General features: G+C 52.8%; 17 protein-coding genes. 11 read left to right on the forward strand and 6 right to left on the reverse strand.

Annotated features, from left to right (window positions below; genetic code table 11):
* Positions 1-20 precede the first annotated feature (20 nt).
* The 4 genes from BGL48_RS00235 (at position 21) to BGL48_RS00250 (ending at position 4,471) form a co-directional block, all read left to right on the forward strand.
* Positions 21-1,574, forward strand: coding sequence for an ABC transporter substrate-binding protein (locus tag BGL48_RS00235; RefSeq protein ID WP_069360758.1), 1,554 nt, complete (start codon positions 21-23; stop codon positions 1,572-1,574).
* Between the two features lie 60 nt (positions 1,575-1,634).
* Positions 1,635-2,612, forward strand: coding sequence for an ABC transporter permease (locus BGL48_RS00240; protein WP_046074479.1), 978 nt, complete (start codon positions 1,635-1,637; stop codon positions 2,610-2,612).
* A gap of 3 nt (positions 2,613-2,615) precedes the next feature.
* Positions 2,616-3,554, forward strand: coding sequence for an ABC transporter permease (locus tag BGL48_RS00245; RefSeq protein WP_069360759.1), 939 nt, complete (start codon positions 2,616-2,618; stop codon positions 3,552-3,554).
* Between the two features lie 122 nt (positions 3,555-3,676).
* Positions 3,677-4,471, forward strand: a complete 795-nt coding sequence (locus BGL48_RS00250) for an SPOR domain-containing protein (protein WP_069360760.1) — start codon at positions 3,677-3,679, stop codon at positions 4,469-4,471.
* Between the two features lie 112 nt (positions 4,472-4,583).
* Here the strand turns inward: BGL48_RS00250 and BGL48_RS00255 are convergent, their stop codons facing one another.
* From BGL48_RS00255 to hemC, 4 genes are read right to left on the reverse strand one after another with little or no spacing between them, the layout of a single operon-like run.
* Positions 4,584-5,780 (reverse strand): heme biosynthesis HemY N-terminal domain-containing protein, encoded by a 1,197-nt coding sequence (locus tag BGL48_RS00255; protein WP_069360761.1) that lies wholly within the window; start codon positions 5,778-5,780, stop codon positions 4,584-4,586.
* Complete coding sequence (locus BGL48_RS00260) at positions 5,777-6,907, reverse strand: uroporphyrinogen-III C-methyltransferase (RefSeq protein WP_069360762.1); 1,131 nt, start codon at positions 6,905-6,907, stop codon at positions 5,777-5,779. The genes BGL48_RS00255 and BGL48_RS00260 overlap by 4 nt, the downstream gene beginning before the upstream one ends.
* The gene (locus tag BGL48_RS00265) at positions 6,900-7,664 is read right to left on the reverse strand and encodes a uroporphyrinogen-III synthase (protein ID WP_069360763.1); all 765 of its coding nucleotides are present in this window, start codon (positions 7,662-7,664) and stop codon (positions 6,900-6,902) included. The genes BGL48_RS00260 and BGL48_RS00265 overlap by 8 nt, the downstream gene beginning before the upstream one ends.
* Complete coding sequence (gene hemC / locus BGL48_RS00270; protein WP_069360764.1) at positions 7,661-8,596, reverse strand: hydroxymethylbilane synthase; 936 nt, start codon at positions 8,594-8,596, stop codon at positions 7,661-7,663. The genes BGL48_RS00265 and hemC overlap by 4 nt, the downstream gene beginning before the upstream one ends.
* A 389-nt stretch (positions 8,597-8,985) precedes the next feature.
* On the opposite strand from hemC, the gene BGL48_RS00275 reads away from it, so the two are divergent.
* Positions 8,986-11,571, forward strand: coding sequence for a class I adenylate cyclase (locus BGL48_RS00275; RefSeq protein ID WP_069360765.1), 2,586 nt, complete (start codon positions 8,986-8,988; stop codon positions 11,569-11,571).
* A gap of 50 nt (positions 11,572-11,621) precedes the next feature.
* Here the strand turns inward: BGL48_RS00275 and cyaY are convergent, their stop codons facing one another.
* On the reverse strand, positions 11,622-11,933 hold the full coding sequence (cyaY, locus tag BGL48_RS00280) for an iron donor protein CyaY (RefSeq protein WP_069360766.1): 312 nt from the start codon (positions 11,931-11,933) through the stop codon (positions 11,622-11,624).
* Positions 11,934-12,010: 77 nt separating this feature from the next.
* Here cyaY and lptM point away from each other — a divergent pair, with 77 nt between their 5' ends.
* Genes lptM through BGL48_RS00305 form a run of 6 tightly spaced genes read left to right on the forward strand, consistent with a single transcriptional unit; the run spans position 12,011 to position 16,631 of the window.
* Positions 12,011-12,121, forward strand: coding sequence for an LPS translocon maturation chaperone LptM (lptM, locus tag BGL48_RS16415; RefSeq protein WP_219722564.1), 111 nt, complete (start codon positions 12,011-12,013; stop codon positions 12,119-12,121).
* A gap of 24 nt (positions 12,122-12,145) precedes the next feature.
* Entirely contained in the window at positions 12,146-13,399 is a 1,254-nt protein-coding gene (gene lysA, locus BGL48_RS00285) for a diaminopimelate decarboxylase (protein WP_069360767.1), read from the forward strand.
* 8 nt (positions 13,400-13,407) lie between these two features.
* Positions 13,408-14,238: a diaminopimelate epimerase gene (gene dapF, locus BGL48_RS00290; protein WP_069360768.1), complete on the forward strand. Its 831-nt coding sequence runs from the start codon at positions 13,408-13,410 to the stop codon at positions 14,236-14,238.
* Complete coding sequence (locus BGL48_RS00295; protein WP_241828106.1) at positions 14,226-14,927, forward strand: DUF484 family protein; 702 nt, start codon at positions 14,226-14,228, stop codon at positions 14,925-14,927. Before dapF ends, BGL48_RS00295 begins: the two co-directional genes overlap by 13 nt.
* Positions 14,924-15,901, forward strand: coding sequence for a tyrosine recombinase XerC (gene xerC / locus BGL48_RS00300; RefSeq protein WP_069360770.1), 978 nt, complete (start codon positions 14,924-14,926; stop codon positions 15,899-15,901). Before BGL48_RS00295 ends, xerC begins: the two co-directional genes overlap by 4 nt.
* Before the next feature lies 1 nt (position 15,902).
* Positions 15,903-16,631 carry an HAD-IA family hydrolase gene (locus tag BGL48_RS00305; protein WP_069360771.1) on the forward strand — a complete coding sequence of 243 codons (729 nt, stop codon included), beginning with the start codon at positions 15,903-15,905 and terminating at the stop codon, positions 16,629-16,631.
* On the opposite strand, the gene BGL48_RS00310 is transcribed toward BGL48_RS00305, so the two are convergent.
* Positions 16,628-17,071 (reverse strand): DoxX family protein, encoded by a 444-nt coding sequence (locus tag BGL48_RS00310; RefSeq protein WP_069360772.1) that lies wholly within the window; start codon positions 17,069-17,071, stop codon positions 16,628-16,630. The genes BGL48_RS00305 and BGL48_RS00310 overlap by 4 nt on opposite strands.
* Positions 17,072-17,074: the final 3 nt, after the last annotated feature.

Raw genomic sequence — 17,074 nt, forward strand, 5'->3', positions numbered from 1 at the left:
ACGCATAAAGGAGCTATGCAATGAAAACAATGAAGAGCAAGATTGCCGTGGCGCTTATGGCCGCCGGCCTGAGCGTAAGTGCCGCGGCAGCGGATATCACCGTCGCTTATGATGCGGATCCGGTCTCACTGGACCCTCATGAGCAGCTTTCCGGTGGTACGCTACAGCTATCACACATGGTCTTCGACCCCTTGGTCCGTTTTACCCAAGAGATGGATTTTGAGCCGCGTCTCGCCACGTCTTGGGAGCGTATCGATAATGAAACCGTGCGTTTCAACCTTCGCGAAGGCGTGACGTTCCACTCCGGTAACGCATTTACTGCTGACGATGTCGTCTGGACCTTTGACCGTTTGAAGTCATCACCGGATTTTAAAGGGATTTTCACCCCAATCGTTGACATCAAGAAAGTCGACGAGCACACGGTAGATGTGGTCACGGACGGTACCTATCCGCTGGTAGAAAACGTCATGACCTACGTATTCCCCATGGACAGCAAATTCTACAGTGGTGAGACCGAAGACGGCCGTGATAAAGCTGAGCTGAAGAAAAATGGCTCAACCTATGCATCAACACACCTATCAGGCACAGGCCCTTATGTGGTCGACGAGCGTGAACAAGGCGTGGTCGTCGAGTTTGACCGTAATGAGAATTACTGGGACAAAGACAGCGAAGGCAATGTGGATAACATCACACTGCGTCCGATCAAAGAAGATGCCACCCGTGTTGCAGCACTGCTGTCTGGTGATGTCGATATGATTGCGCCTGTTTCTCCTAACGATTATCGCCGTCTCGAACGTGCCGACGAGCTGCAACTGGTTACCATGCCAGGGACGCGCGTGATCACCTTCCAAATGAACCAGAGCGTGGTGGATGAGTTTAAAGATCCACGTGTCCGTCAAGCGGTGGCTTATGCGGTCAACAATGAAGGTATTGCGCAGAAGATCATGAAAGGGGCGGCCACGCCCGCGAGTCAGCAAAGCCCGGTTGGTTACGCAGGCTATAACGCAGATTTAGCGCCGCGTTATGACTTGGCCAAAGCGAAAAAGCTGATGGAAGAGGCCGGTTATCCTGATGGTTTCTCAGTCACCATGATTGCGCCCAACAACCGTTACGTGAACGATGAAAAAATCGCCCAAGCGGTGGCGGCAATGATGGCGAAAATTGGTATCAAGGTTGACTTGCAGACCATGCCAAAAGCGCAGTACTGGCCTGAGTTCGATAAGTGCGAAGCCGGCATGCAGATGATCGGCTGGCACCCAGATACAGAAGATTCTGCCAACTTCACTGAGTTCCTCACCATGACCCGTGACGCTGACACCGGTAAGGGCCAATACAACTGTGGTCACTACTCGAACAGCGAAGTGGACAAGCTGGTGATGGAAGCCAACTCAGAAACGGATCTGGAAAAGCGTAGTGCCATGCTGAAAAAGGTTGAGAAGATCCTGTATGACGAAGCGGCCTTCTTACCTTTGCACTGGCAAGATCCATCATGGGCAGCCAAAAATAACGTTAACATCGAGCCGATCGTTAACGGTATGAACTTCCCTTACTTCGGCGATCTAGTGGTCGAGTAATGGACTAAAACAGGGCCCCAACCACTGGGGTCCTGATTATCCAATCGCTTAGAGGCACACATGGTAACGTTTTTAGTCAAACGTCTGGTACAGGCACTGATTGTGATGTTTGTCATCAGTCTGGTGGCGTTTGCTATCCAAGACAACCTCGGCGACCCCTTGCGGGAGCTGGTGGGGCAATCAGTATCAGAAGCGGAGCGTGATGCGCTGCGTGATGAAATGGGGCTTAACGATCCCTTCTTAACCAAATATACCCGCTTTGTAGGCAAGGCCCTACAAGGGGATTTAGGCAATTCTTATTTCTTTAAGCGTCCAGTCGTGGATGTCATTTTAGATAAATTGGTGGCAACGCTAGAACTCGTGGCGGGGGCGGCACTGATCATTGTCGTGGTGTCGATACCACTCGGCGTGTACTCGGCGATTCACCCCAATAGCATGCTCACCAAGATAATCATGGGCTTTAGTATCGTGGGTATTTCGATACCTGTCTTCTTAACCGCGATCATGCTCATGTATGTTTTCTCGATTGAATTAGGTTGGTTGCCCTCCTATGGACGCGGAGAAACCGCCAATTGGCTCGGTTGGGAGTCCGGCTTTTTCACTCTGGATGGCTTAGCACACTTGGTGCTGCCTTCTGTGTCGCTGGCGTCCATCATGTTGCCTTTGTTTATCCGCTTGGTGCGCTCTGAAATGCTGGAAGCGTTAGGCACCGAGTATGTGAAATTTGCACGTGCTAAAGGGTTACCCGAAAACAAGGTCTATTATCAACACGCGTTAAAAAACACCATGCTGCCGGTTGTAACGGTTGGCGGGGTGCAAATCGGTACCATGATTGCGTATACCATTTTGACCGAGACTGTCTTCCAATGGCCCGGGACGGGCTTTTTGTTCCTTGAAGCGATTAACCGTGTCGATACGCCGTTGATTACCGCTTACGTGATTTTCGTCGGGCTGATCTTTGTGGTGACCAATACCATTGTCGATCTGCTTTATGGCTTGATTAACCCAACGGTTAACTTAACCGGCAAGGAGGCGTAAGCGATGACACAAACAAATACGACACCAAGTCGCTGGCAGCGCTTCTTAGACTCGGATTTCTTTTATCACTTCAAACGCGATAAAGTGGCGATCGCTAGCTTCACCATTTTCATGGTGTTCTTATTGCTGGCGGTCTTTGCGCCCTTAGTGTCCCCGACCAATCCCTATGATTTAATGGCGATTGATATTATGGACTCTGAGCTCCCCCCCGTTTGGATGGAGTGGAGCGATCCGCGCTTTTTGCTCGGGACCGATAACCAAGGGCGAGATATCTTATCGACCATTATTTATGGTCTGCGGATCTCTTTGACCATAGGTTTGTGTGCCGTCGGCCTACAGTTGATTCTGGGGACGGTGATTGGTCTGAGTGCCGGCTATTTTGGTGGCCGCATTGATAGCTTTTTTATGCGTATCGCCGATATCCAGCTGTCTTTCTCGACCATGATGGTCGCTATTATTGTTTCAGCGATTTTTAAGGCCAGCTTTGGCAGTGAGTTTTACAGCCAATACGCGATTTTAATGCTGGTGGTGATTATCGGGATTGCCGAGTGGCCACAGTATGCGCGGACCATTCGTGCGTCTGTCCTGGCAGAAAAGAAAAAGGAATATGTAGAAGCGGCGCGGGTAATGGGTTTCCGCTCGCCTCGTATCATGTTCCGTCATATTCTTCCCAACTGCTTATCGCCTATTTTGGTCATTTCGACCGTGCAGGTGGCTAACGCAATCATGTCGGAAGCGGCACTGTCTTTCCTGGGGCTAGGGATGCCTGTCGATCAGCCATCACTGGGGTCGTTGATCAGCATCGGTTTTAACTACATCTTTTCAGGGGCGTGGTGGATCACTGCTTTCCCTGGCATCGTGTTGGTTTTATTGGTACTGGTGATCAACTTGCTCGGCGATTGGTTGCGGGATGTCTTCAACCCCAAAATCTACAAAGGGTAAGGAAAATGGCTGCGAATGCAGCCATTTTTTTGATGGCTGTCTGACAGCTTGGTGATCAGTGGCTTGAGTCAATGTATGACTTTGCTTAAGCTGAGCAGATTAGATTATCAAGGGAGCGACTCATGGGGCGGTGGCGAGGTTTGGCTGTCAGTGTGGTAGCAATGTGGGCAATCAGTGCGCCAGTGCGCGCAGAACAGAGCCCTTGCGCGATTGTTGACCGCCAGCAAGGCTGGCCAATCATTGGTGAGACATGTGATATCGGACAAGGTCTGTGGGGCAACCAAGCCCCCGATCCCAAAAGTGCCGCGTTCTGGGTGCAATGCGGTGCGACGCAAGGCGTGCCATCGCGTCAATTCTATCAGTCACTGCGTCAAGGCTTGCCGGACTTACCGTTTCAAGTGCAAGTGCGCGAGGGCCGAGGACGTTGCTTGATTGGTCCGTATCCTAACCTAGACGTGGCACAGTTGGTGCTGAGACGTGTGCGTCAATTTGGGCCGACCAAACAAGCGGTGTTACGCCAAACTCGTCAGCCATTGTCGCAACCAGCCGTGATCCGCTTACCGCCGCTGTCTCAAACCCAATCGTCCCCGGAGGATGAAACGTCGGCGCCGATGGAAACGGCGATTACCTTAAGCCATTTTGGTTTACCGGAGCCTGAGGCCGGAGATAAACAGTACATGGAAAAATCCATGAGTTGGTTGCGCGTTCCTTATGCGCAGGCGGCCCCTCGTTGCCAACGCGAAGGCATGATGTTGGCTTCCCAACAGGAATTAGTGGAAGTGGCAAAAGCGACGGATCAGCTCCCCATGCGCTTACCGTACTGGGTGCAAGGCGCTAAGGGGGTGGACGCCCGAAGTGGCAAAGTGGTGACACGTAATGCCGATGCGGCGCTCAATGTCCTGTGTAAAAAACGGTAGTCTTTACCCGCAATATAAAACGCCCCGCAGTGCGGGGCGTTCTTTTCCGCATTAGACGGCGAACTGAACTGACGGGCTTTTCGGCGAATAGCGAGGCTTTTTGGCCGAAATGCTATGCCGCGGGGGGCTGTTCAGGCAGTGCTAACTTTAACGCTGTACGTGAGACATCACTCGCCGCTTTACCTTGATCAAGCTTATCTAACACATCAGCTAAATACGCATAGTCGCTGACATCCGTGCGATACTCGAGGGCGTTTTCAAAGTGACTGCGCGCATCTTGCCATTTTCCCGACTGCATAAGCAGTTGCCCAAGCGCGCTATGAAGCACAGGGTTGCGGCTATCTTGTGTGAGCAATTCTTCTAGCATCACCACCGCGGGGTAGTTATCTGGTAAGTCTAGTGTCGGGATCAGCGCAATCAAGCGATCATCGGTGCGTTTTTTCAAGGCCTCACGCAGCAGAATATAGGCTTCTGAGTCGGCATTGCGCGCCGCGAGATGTTTGACTAACCCTGCTAAGAGTGAAGGCTGGTTGCGTTTGGCTTTGGGGAGTTGGTTCCAATGCGCCAGCAGCCCTTCGGTGCCTTGTTGACTGGCGACATGGGCCATCACGCCCAGCTCGGCTCGCTCGTGCAAGGCATCAAATTGCGCATCATCAAGCAGCTGGGCCTTTTTCAACGTGGGCAGAAGGTTGAGTAGGGCAGACCAATCCTCTAGATGAATATAGGTATCTTTGAGCAGCGCCAGCATCACTGGGTTGCGAGGATGCTGACGTTTAATCGCACGCAACGAGGCTAAGGCTTCTTCGTGCTGACCACTTTGGCTATGGAGTTGCGCACGAGTCAGGGCGAGAGCCAAGCTATTGGCGTTAAGATCAGCGGCTTGCTGCAGGTATTGGTCACGCGCCTGCAGGTTTTGTCGCTGCTGTGCCGCCTCCGCGGCAGCCAATAAGTTATGCATGGGCGCATCGCTGTGAGGGCGGGCTTTGGCGAGGAGTTTTTCGGCTTTTTTCCACTCCCCTTCGCGTAACTTGATTAAGCCGGTTTGGGTTTGTTGGCGCGCTTTGCGTTGCTTACGGCCGGACAACCAGCCTGTTGCGGTACTGCTGATAGATAAAAGCTTTCTCAGTAGCCACTCAAGTGCCCATAATACTGCGATTAAAATGCCAACCAGTACCAACAAAGTCGTGACACTCATTTCCAGTGTCTGCTCGGCAGCGGAAATAAGCACATAACCTTGCTGTCCGGCTAATTGCGGGCCAACCACTAATCCGGCCGCCAGAACAAGGACGAGCAAAAGCAATCTAATCATGATTGGCCTCCTGTCAGCGGCGCAATGTCTCGGCGCAGTCGGGTATTGATTTCATCACTGACTAGCGACTGGCTTTTCAGTTTTTGCGGCAGATCGACGCCAATGGTTTGTTGGTTTAGCTCATCAAGCTGCTCGACAAAGCGGCGCGTGGCATTCGCATCTTGATTATAAAAGCGTAGTGTCCAGTCTTTTCCCATCTCTAGCGCTTGGTGATACAGGGTATCATTGCCCTCATACACGGCGCGCATCGCTTGATCGAGCTTGTTCTTGAGATTTTCTTGCAGGTAATAACTTTGGGTGGGCGATAACAAGGGCACCACGTTGCCGTCACGTTTGCGGTAGGTGATAAAGTTATCGACAAAATCGGTAACCGACGTGGTGAGGTTGCGCTTCCAGTCATTGACCGATTCAGACACCACGGGTTTTTCTACTTCTTGTGCTTCTGGGATCACGGCACTGGCAAGCGGGAGGTTTTCGACTCGCTGCTGCATGCTGGTCAAGCGCAGTACAATCCCATCTCTATCGATCCGTTTTACCGCCTTTAACGCGGTGATATCGTCAGCCATCGCTTGGCGAATCGGCATCAAGGACGGGTCGTTGAGCTGAGCAATGCGGTGATCGGCCGCTTCCATCAGGGCGGTGGCGCTTTGGGCATCCTGTTCGAGCCAAATTTTACGCCCTGCCATTCGGATCAGATAGTCGGCTTCAGCCAGTAACCAGTCATTGGGGCGTCGGCCTTTCACTTCCGCCACGGCTTTTTGCAAGCTAGATAAACTGCTGTCCTGCTGGTTCAAACGTGTTTGCGTGGTGGCTTTAAGTTGTTCTCGCGCCTGTTCTGCCGCTTGTTTTTGTTGGTTAAGATCTTGCTCAAGGCGTGAGATATGAGATTGTTGCGCGGATACGGTGTTTTGCAACACGGTGGCTTGCTGGTGGCCATGGTAAAATACCCAGCCACTGGAGCCGAGGGCCAAGGCGATGGCGATAGCGCCGAGTAGTATGCCGCCACGTCCCCCCGATGAGGTTTTGCTGGCTTTTTCTGGTGCCGGCGCATCGGTAGCGTGGGTCTTGGGTGAAGATGGCGTGGTGGCCTTGCTTTGCTTGGTGTCGGTATTTTTGTTGTCAGTCATCCGAAAGTCCCGTTTTACTTAACCTGAGCAGCGTGTTAACCAGTGCATCATTGGCCACGCTGTCAACGGTCGTAATCGTGTCAAAACCAAGCGCAGAGGCTTGATCTTGAATCCTTTTACTGGGCACTAGTATACGGCATTGGCGCAGCCAGTGCTGTCCGCTCAGTGTGATAAGTTGATCAAAGTAGGCTAATTGTTGGCCACTGGTGATAACCACTATGTCGATAGCGTCATGCGGCCAGCTTACTACTTGCGATACTAAAGGCTCAATCGCCCATTGTCGCCGATAGGTCTCGCAATAGTGAACTTGCGCGCCTTGTGCTTGTAACGTTTGCCCCATCATATCGCGTCCACTCTCCCCGCGCAGAATCACCACTTGCGTCCCTGTCACGGCACTAAAAGGGGCAAGTGCAAGCATGCCTTCGCTGTCTTCACGGGTGGGGGTCAAGATAGGCTGCCCCGAGACGGCCTGCCATTCGTTGGCGGTGCGTTGCCCAACGGCGACGTAGTGACAGTCACTGGGCCATCTTCCACTTTGGTGTTGCAAGGCTTGATGCGCAAATGCCACGGCGCGTGGGCTCACGGCGACCAAGACGCTATCGGTAGGCAGTGAGGCGAACAGGTTGGCCAGAGAGGGTAAGCCTTGCCCCGGCGCAAAACTTAACAGTGGACAGGGGATCGCGGACAGCCCTTGCTGTGCAAGCTGATCGACTAACTGACTGCAGTCTGGCTCGGGGCGAACAACAACAATGGTCATGCGTCGTCTTGGTAAAGCTTATCCAGTATTTGCCGCGCGCCTTGGGCGAGAAGTTGCTCGGCTAAATCGGTGCCGAGCTGTTCGCCTTTTTCAAGCGGGCCCGTGACTTCGGCGCGCAAAATGGTCGAACCGTCTGGCTCTCCGACTAGCGCACGTAGCCAAATTTTATCGCCTTGAATTTCTGAATAGCTGCCGATGGGCACCTGACAGCCGCCTTCGAGACGGTTATTCATTGCGCGTTCACACAATACGCGTTGGGTGGTGCTGGCATCAGACAGTGGCGCGAGTAAGGTGCGAATGCGTTCATCATCCAATCGGCACTCAATTCCCACGGCACCTTGGCCGACGGCGGGTAAGATCACTTCAGGGGGAATTTCGCTGCGAATGCGTTCATTCAAGCCTAATCGTTTTAAGCCGGCGGCCGCGAGGACGATCGCGTCGTATTGGCCGTCATCGAGTTTACCGAGGCGTGTCCCCACGTTGCCTCGTAGAGTATTAATCACCAGGTCAGGTCGACGCTCGCGTAATTGACATTCACGGCGCAGGCTAGAAGTACCCACCACGGCGCCTTCAGGTAAGTCGTCAATACTGTCGTAATGATTGGAGACAAACGCATCACGGGGGTCGCCACGTTCGCAGATGGTGACCAGCCCTAATCCTTCAGGGAACTCAACCGGGACATCCTTCATTGAGTGCACGGCGATGTCGGCGCGACCGTCGAGCATGGCTTGTTCAAGCTCTTTAATAAACAAGCCTTTACCACCGATTTTTGCCAGAGGCGTGTCCAGAATCACGTCACCTTTCGTCACCATTGGCACCAGTTCAACCGTTAGCCCCGGGTGAGAGCGCTCTAATGCGTCTTTAACAAATTCAGCTTGCCAGAGAGCCAAAGGGCTTTTGCGCGTGGCAATGCGTACAGGCGTTGAGTACATGGTTTATTTTCCTTCTTGGTTCATAACGTCCATCGTAACATTGGCGCTGGGCGACTCGTAATCTCTGCCATGCGGTTTGACGATTTATGACGGCGTTATGGTCATATAGATGAAAAAATGTGATCGGTAGCGTGTTATTTACGCAAATAATGAGATCCTAACGCGGCAATATGGCTGAGTTACGACTAAGGTAGTAGAGCAGAAAAGTTGATATTGGTCTCAAAAAGCACCTATAGTGCGACCTTGATACCACCACACAGGCATCGGGGTTATTGGCTTTACCCGAGTTGTCGAGAGTGTTACATTGATCACGTTTTGTTATCTGCAATTGGGCGGATACGGTGAAGACAGTAACGTCGACCTGTTGACCGGGATGTCAACGAATCTGGATGATTGCCTTGCAAACATACGTAGAACAGCAAACTGAGCGCATAGAAGCGTTTAACCGCGTGAGAATGGATCGCGCGCGGTCCGCGATGAGTCGTCAGGCTCAAGCTATCTTTGATGTGCTGCCAGTGCTTTTACATCTAAATCACCCCGCATTACCCGGGTTTTGTGGCGACAGCGTGCCTTTCGGTATTGCTGACTACGCGCTCGATGAGACACAGCGTGAGTTTGTCTCTGACTGCCTGATCCACTCAGATACCCGTTTCTCCTCTTTAACTGCCTGTTTAGAAGGCCGTAAGCGCCATCCGATTAAAGGCATGTATACCATGGGCAGTACCGGGTCCATGGGGCAAAGTCTCACCAGTGATCTCGATATCTGGGTGTGCATCGATGCCTCGGTGACGGCTGCTCAGCGCGATAAACTCGATGCCAAGTGTATGGCGATCTCTGAATGGGCGTTAAGCCAAGGGATCGAAGCCAACTTTTTTGTGGTTTGTGAGGGGCGTTTTCGTCATCACCTCTCCCAGGCAATGACCAGTGACAACTGCGGCACCAGTCAGCACTTCCTGCTGCTTGATGAGTTCTATCGCTCTTCGATGCGACTCGCTGGGCAAAAACTGTTGTGGTACATGGTCCCACCAGAAATGGAAGGCTGCTACGAGGAATACGTCGATACACTGGTGGCTGAACATGGCCTTGACCGTCGTAATTGGGTTGATTTTGGTGGTTTGCCCACCATTCCCGCCGAAGAGTATTTTGGCTCGAGTTTGTGGCAGCTGTATAAAAGCATTGATTCGCCGTATAAGTCGGTGCTCAAAGCCATTTTGCTCGAGGCGTACTCGTGGCAGTACCCCGGCACCCAGCTGTTGAGTGTCGATGGTAAGCGTCGTTTCTATGCCGGTTGGGTTGATGTGTATCAGTCTGACGCCTATTACCTGATGCTGGAAAAAGTCACCCGTTACTTGGAATCGATTGGTGACACGCGCCGGTTAGATTTGGTTCGCCGTTGTTTTTATCTGAAAACCCACGAGAAATTGACGCAATCCCCAGCGACTGGCTCGGTCGCCTGGCGCCGTGAAGTGCTGCGCTTGTTAGCGCGTGAATGGGGTTGGGATGAGCAAGCATTGGCTTACCTCGACAACCGTCGCCATTGGAAAGTCGAAGAAGTCCAATACGCGCACAATGAATTGCTTGATGCCTTGATGCAAAGCTATCGTAACCTGATCCGCTTTGCGCGTCGTAACGACATTACATCCGCGATCAGTCCGCAAGACATCAGCATTCTTGCTCGCAAACTCTACGCCGCATTTGAAGAGTTGCCGGGTAAAGTGACCTTGCTTAACCCGCAAATTTCACCAGATTTACACGAAGCGGATCTCACTTTTATTCAAGTGCCTGAGGGGCGGACGAATGCGCCGGGATGGTATTTGTACAAGCACTCGCTTGATCCGGTCGATATCATCGGTCGCGCGCCTCTTGAGCACAACAGCTACCTCTCAAAGCTGGTCGCTTGGGCATTTTTTAATGGCCTGCTAACCGAGTCTACCCGACTGGATACTGTGGTGCGGGATGCCGATGTTAACCTTGATACTCTCTATCAGTTGGTGAGCGATATTCGCAACACCTTCTCGCTCAACCCACCACGCCCGACGCTGGATGCGCTGTCGAGCCCATGCGAAATCCGTCAGCTCGCGTTGTTTGTCAATTTAGAGCAAGACCCGACATCAGCGTACAAAAAGCCGTCGATGCGCTTTGATTTCAAAAATAGCGACATATTCAGTTATGGCCCGGAACAAACCTGCTTGGTGGGCAGTGTTGACCTCGTTTACCGCAACTCATGGAACGAGGTGCGCACGCTCAATTACCGGGGCGACGATGCCATTTTGGAAGCATTGAAAACCATGTTGGGGAAAATGCACCAGGATGCGGTGCCGCCAGAGTCGGTCGATGTGTTCTGTTATTCGAGCAAAATGCGCGGCTTAATCCGTAATTTGGTTTACCAACTGGTGGCGGAGTGCATTGAGCTGCGTCTTAAACCGGTTGAGAAAGAAAAACGTCGCCGCTTTAAGGCGCTACGGATTGGCAAGCAAACCCATGGTTTATTCTTTGAGCGTCGTGGCGTATCCGTCCAGCGGTTGGAAAACTCGGTCGACTTTTATCGCTGTATTTCCACCAACAAGGTCAACGGTACGCCAGTGATGGTGGTGGATAATCCGCAGGATGTGCATCCGCCAGAAGTCGTGGATGCCTATGCCAGCGAGGGCTTGGTGCAGTTTTTCTTTGAAGATTGCACCAATGGTTACAACCTCTATATTCTCGACGAGAATAACCGGGTGGAAGTGTATCGCCAGTGCAGCGGGGATAAAACCGAAATGGTGCAGGGCGTCAACCGTTTTTATACCTCGTCCCACGACCGTTACAGCTACAGCGCCAATTTCATTAACTTTAATTTGCCGCAGTTTTATCAGATTGTCACAGATGACAGGGGCGACACCCAAGCATTACCCTTTAAATGTGATAGTCAGTGGCAGCCACCACGTCCGCCTTCTCAAGGCGGGTTTACCGGGCAAGTCGCCTCATTTAAGTAAACATGAGATCCCGATGCGCGGGATCTCATGGGTGCTTTCCCCGCGCCCTCTTACCAAGAGACAGGCTCACCCGCGTGCTTGCTACACTCTTGCTGAACCAACTCCATCAGAATCAAGCCGGTTTTGCTGCAGGTCCACTCGCCGTCTTTAAGAGCAAAGTGGAACCCACCGCTTTTTGACGCCACCCAAATTTCTTGCATAGGCTCTTGGCGGTTAATGATGATCTGGCGGCCATCATCAAATTCCAGCGTCATCACGTTGCCAACGCTCTCATAATCGATGTCGGCGCCTGAGTCATCGATACCTTCTTCAATGGCCTGCATTTGTAAATCGACCAACTGATGATATTCCGTTGTGTTCATCCCGTTACATCCTATTGCTTTTCATGGTTGTGATGCGATTATAGAGGGCATTGACTCGATAATCACTGGCATTCACTATGCGAAAACTCGTCATTTTACTGATGTTCACTGTCATCATGACACTGACCGGCTGTGGCCAACAAGGGCCCCTGTATTATCCGGACGAACAACCGACACAAAATCAATAACCAACGACGACAGGGAAGAGCACCTTGGACTATTTCAATTATCAGGAAGACGGCCAGCTGTGGGCGGAATCACTGCCCTTAACCCAACTGGCCCACGATCACGGCACGCCTTTATATGTCTACTCGCGTGCTACCTTTGAGCGCCACTGGCACGCGTTTGATCGCGCCGTGGGCGACCACCCGCATTTGGTGTGTTATGCCGTTAAAGCGAATTCTAATATTGGCGTATTAAATGTGTTGGCACGTTTGGGCTCAGGGTTTGATATTGTCTCTCAAGGTGAATTGGAGCGGGTGCTTGCCGCCGGTGGTGATCCCACGAAAGTAGTGTTTTCTGGCGTCGGCAAAACGGCCGCAGAGATGCGTCGCGCGCTGGACGTGGGCATCAAGTGCTTCAACGTGGAATCACACTCTGAACTCGACCGCTTAAACCAAGTGGCGGGCGAATTGGGTGTGCAAGCGCCGATATCGTTGCGTATTAACCCCGATGTGGATGCCAATACTCACCCTTATATTTCTACCGGGTTGAAAGACAATAAGTTTGGCATTGCCTTTGATCAAGCGCTGACGAGCTTCCGTTATGCGGCCAGCTTGCCACACCTTAAGGTCGAAGGCATTGATTGCCACATCGGTTCTCAACTGACCGAACTGGCCCCTTTTATTGAATCCACTGACCGTTTGCTGGCGCTGATTGATACCTTGGCCGGCGAAGGCATTACGATTCGCCATCTGGATGTGGGAGGGGGCTTAGGGGTGACCTACAGCGACGAGACACCGCCTCAGCCGTCGGAATACGCTAAAGCGCTGTTGGCGCGTTTGGATAATCATCGTCATCTTGAGCTGATTTTTGAGCCGGGCCGCGCCATTGCTGCTAATGCCGGCGTCTTGCTCACCAAGGTGGAATTTCTTAAACACAGTGAGCACAAAAACTTTGCCATTATCGATGCGGGGATGAATGATTTAATTCGCCCGTCCTTGTATCAAGCTTATCAAGAGATCATTCCTGTAGTACCGCGCGACGGTGAGCCACAAACCTATGACCTGGTTGGCCCAGTGTGTGAAACCGGTGACTACTTAGGCAAAAACCGTTCGTTGGTGCTAGCAGCCGGTGATTTACTGGCAGTGCGCTCAGCCGGCGCGTATGGCTTTGTGATGGCGTCAAACTATAACTCACGCTGCCGTCCTGCCGAGGTGATGGTTGATGGTGACCAGGCGCACCTTGTGCGCGAGCGCGAAAGCTTGGCGTCGTTATGGCAGCTTGAACAGCGCCTACCAGAATAAGGATTGGCATGCAGGTACAGTTTGCAAAAATGCACGGACTGGGCAACGACTTCATGGTGGTTGATTGTGTGACGCAAAACGCGTTCTTTTCGCCGGATCTGATTCGGCGTTTGGCTGATCGTCAGCGTGGCGTCGGGTTTGACCAGCTATTGGTCGTGGAGCCACCTTACGATCCCGAGACGGATTTCCACTATCGCATTTTTAATCCTGACGCATCGGAAGTCTCGCAATGCGGAAACGGTGCGCGCTGCTTTGCGCGCTTTGTGCGAATGAAAGGCCTGACTAATAAGCATCAGATCAGCGTGAGCACCCAAGCGGGTAAAATGCTGCTGCACATTGAAAACGACAATCAGGTACGCGTGAACATGGGCGAGCCGGTCTTCACACCGGGGAAAATTCCGTTTCGTGCTAACTCACAAGAGAAAACCTACTTGATGCGGGTGGCGGAACAGACCTTGTTTGTTGGTGCCGTGAGCATGGGGAACCCGCATGTGGTGACTGTGGTTGAGGATGTCGACCACGCTGATGTGGACACCTTGGGGCCGTTACTTGAAAGTCACGAACGCTTCCCTGAGCGGGTCAATGCCGGCTTTATGCAGATCCTATCGCGTAATGCGATTAAGCTTAGAGTGTACGAGCGCGGCGCCGGCGAAACCCAGGCCTGTGGCAGTGGCGCGTGTGCCGCGGTGGCGGTCGGGATCATGCAAGGCGTGCTTGATGAGCAAGTGACGGTAAGTTTACCCGGTGGAGATTTACGCATTCGCTGGCGTGGGCCGGGTCACCCTTTATCAATGACAGGCCCAGCGACACATGTATTTGATGGACAATGGCAATTATGAATGATGGGGTAGAAGCCTCGACACTGGAAACCATGCCACTGAGCGACGAGGCGGTGGCGACGTATTTAAAAGACAATCCAGACTTTTTTATTCGCCATCGTGATTTACTGACGCAGCTGACCGTGCCACACGGTGAGCAAGGTGCGGTATCGCTGGTGGAAATCCAACTCAAGCGCCTGCGTGAACGGGTGACGGAGCTGGAAGAAGACATTACTCAGCTAATGAGCCTAGGGGCGAAAAACGATGCCCTGTTTCGTGCTTTTGCTGAGGCGCATCAGGCACTGTTGCGTGCCGACACACCGCAGGCGGTGCAAAAAGCGTTAACGGCACTTAGCGAACAACTGCAACTGAGCGTTAGCTTACGGGTGTATGCGCCAATCGACGGGCTGCAGACCATCTCGCGTCAGGTGGTGGAGCAATTAAAAAGCCATCATTTTGCCGGACGTCCTTGTTATCTTGGGCGCTTACGCCGTGTGGATGCGGAAGCGGTGATGGCAACGCCACCGGAGCTAGGTTCTTTCGCGCTGGTACCGATTAAAGGGGAAGGCAAAGAGTGGGGACTGTTGAGCTTTGCGAGCGCCGATGGCGGGCACTTTCAGCCAGAAATGGATACGCTCTTTATTGAACAACTGGCCTCGCACTTAGCCATCTTATGTAGCCAATGGGCAAAAAGGGGTGAGCGTCAGTGACCACGGTAACGTCTGACCAAGCTGCTAATGCCCCCCGTTCACTGACGGTCCCTCTTGACCGCTTTTATCAATATCAGCTCAGCGAACGGGGCCTCAGTGCCCATACGCAACGTAATTATCAGCGCCAGTTAGATAAGATTGTCGACTTTCTGACCGCGCGGGGCATCGCTCATTGGCAAGATGTAGATGCCGACTGGGTGCGACAAATTTCGAGCCAAGCCAAACGCGATGGCCTCAAACCGGGCAGTATTGCGTTGCGGCTGTCCGCATTGCGCAGCTTTTTCGACTATCTCGTGCAAACCGAGCAGCTCGCGGCTAATCCGGCCAAAGGGGTCGCCGCGCCCAAGCAAGGGCGCCAGTTGCCGAAAAACCTCGATGTGGATGAAATGAATCAGCTGCTCGAGGTGGATCAAGACGACCCGCTGTCGGTACGGGATCGGGCGATGATGGAGCTGATGTATGGCGCAGGATTGCGTTTAGCCGAGCTGGTAGATCTCAACGTGCGTGATGTCTCGGTGCGTAAAGGGGATTTGCGTGTCACCGGTAAAGGGGAAAAAGAGCGCATCGTGCCTTTTTCCGGCATGGCTAAAACTTGGGTGATGAACTGGCTGAAAGTGCGTAACCAGCTCCTCAAAGGGCCAGAAGAGGCGCTATTTATCTCTAAACTGGGCCAGCGAATTTCGCACCGTAGCGTGCAAAAACGTATGGCGGAGTGGGGACAAAAGCAGGCGGTAAACAGCCATATTAATCCTCACAAACTGCGCCACAGCTTTGCCACGCATATGCTGGAGTCGTCTGGGGATTTGCGGGCGGTGCAAGAGCTGCTCGGCCATGCCGATTTAAGCACCACACAAATTTATACCCACTTGGACTTTCAACACTTGGCCAAAGTGTATGACGCGGCGCATCCTCGTGCCCGTAGTACAGGGGCTCGTAAACCCAGCGCAGGCAAAAAAAACAACTCGGAGTCGTGATATGAAATTTTATCGTCGCTTAAACGCGTTTGATGCGGTGAGTTTTGACTTGGATGATACCTTGTACGATAACTGGCCGGTGATCGCACGCGCGGAGGCGGCGCTAAGCGACTATTTGAGTGAGCACTGCCCCCCGCTCGCCGCGCTTGATAAAACCACCCTTGCGGGATTTCGCCGCCAAGCCCGTGATGAGAATCCAGCCCAACGCTTTGACGTCACCGCGATGCGAGTTGCCCAGCTGACCTTAGCCGGAGAGCATGTTGGTTTAACCGCGGAGAAAGCGCGCGCACAAGCTCAAGCGGCGACGACCTTCTTTTGCGGATATCGCAGTGACTTTACCCCGCCGGCGCAAAGTTTGGCTTACTTAAAAGCCTGGTCCGAGAAACTGCCATTGGTGGCCATCACTAACGGCAACGTCGATACTGATGCGATTGGCCTGACGCCGTTTTTCCAGCATATTTTCCGTGCCGGTGAACACGGAGAGGCCAAGCCGAGCCCCGAGATGTTTGATAAGGCCGCGCAGGCCTTGGATCTTGCCCCGGCGCGTATTTTACATGTGGGCGATCACTTAAGCTCGGATGTGGCTGGCGCGCGCCAAGCGGGCATGCAAGCCTGTTGGATCCGCCCAGACCGCCAGTCCCCCATGATGCATAAAGGGCGCACCTTGCCGGATGTGGCGATCGACGATCTATCTGAACTCGATACCCTTATTCAGCAGAGGCTCCGCTAATCGCTGCCGCTTTGTTTGCGGGCTAGCCAGTTATCGAGGTTAAACCAACCCGGCCCCCACACACTGACCACCAACAAGATCACCCCCCACATAATGTGGTCATCATAGCCACGCTCCCATAGCAGTGGGTAGGAGGCGACCGCGACAATGTTGAACACAAACAGCGCCAAGGTCATGGGACGCGCGAGCAGGCCCAAAGCAACAAATACCGGCAAAATCAGCTCCGCCGCGGTCCCTAAATACGCGGCCAGCTGCCACGGCAGCAAAGGCACCTGATACTCAAACTCGAACAGGTATAAGGTGCTGTCCCAACTTTGGTATTTGATCAGCCCAGATTGAAAAAAAATCCATGCCACATAGACGCGGCCCACTAGCAGAAGTAACGGCTGCAGTGGCGTAAGCGCGCGAGTGAAGGTGTGATTGATCGTGGTTAGCCACATGGC

The sequence above is a fragment of the Salinivibrio sp. SS3 genome (genome assembly GCF_001722105.1).
GTDB classification, from domain to species: Bacteria; Pseudomonadota; Gammaproteobacteria; order Enterobacterales; family Vibrionaceae; genus Salinivibrio; species Salinivibrio kushneri.